Here is a 683-nt window from a genome sequence, read left to right as displayed (position 1 = left end):
TGGCGGACGAGGGCGTGGGGGAGGGGGTCGTGGCGGAGGTGGGCGTGGCGGCCGTGGCGGCCGAGGGTGTTCCGGTGGGGCGCACCACCCGTGCCAGCCCCGCCAGTGACTCCCGCGTCGCCGCTCCCGTCGTGCCCCGCTCCGCCGCCGCGATCTCCGTGCCGTCGGGGCCGTACAACACGGCCCGCCCGCCGACCCGTTGGGCGAGTTGGCGGAGTACCGAGGGGATCGGGTCGGGGCGGGAGGCCGCTGCCGCGAGGCTCTGCTGGGCCTCGGTGACGCGGCGGAGTTCGGCGAGGCGGGCCTGGGCCATCAGTTGCCAGACCGCGCGGGCCACGCGGGAGAACGGGGTGGGCGGCGGGACCTCCAGGAGCGGCAGGTCGTAGTGGTCGCAGGCGGCGACCAGGGCCCGCGGCACGGTGTCGTGGACCGGCGCGACACCGAAGCCGAGGGCCACCCCGCCCGCCTCGACGATCCGGGAGACGTAGTCGGCGAAGTACGTACCCGAACCGGCCGCCTCCGGGATGTGGACGCCCGCCGTCAGCAGCAGCTCGCCGCCCAGCAGATACGGATACGGGTCCGGCATCTCCGACGTGTGCGCCCAGTGGATGACGGTGTCGGGGTCGGTGGGGCCCGCGATCTGCCGCAGCCCCAGATCCTCGCGGGCCCCACCGACCCCGACA

1 protein-coding gene is annotated in these 683 nt (G+C 75.8%); it reads right to left on the bottom strand.

The window, feature by feature from the left end:
* The coding region (locus tag JHN63_RS51730; protein ID WP_200692035.1) for a PucR family transcriptional regulator ligand-binding domain-containing protein at positions 1-683 on the bottom strand (683 nt) is incomplete at both ends.

Origin of the sequence: Streptomyces sp. MBT65 (assembly GCF_016612545.1) — a bacterium.
Taxonomy (GTDB): domain Bacteria; phylum Actinomycetota; class Actinomycetes; order Streptomycetales; family Streptomycetaceae; genus Streptomyces.
The sequence above is the reverse complement of the archived record's forward strand: the minus strand, read 5'-3'. Positions and strand labels throughout refer to the sequence as shown.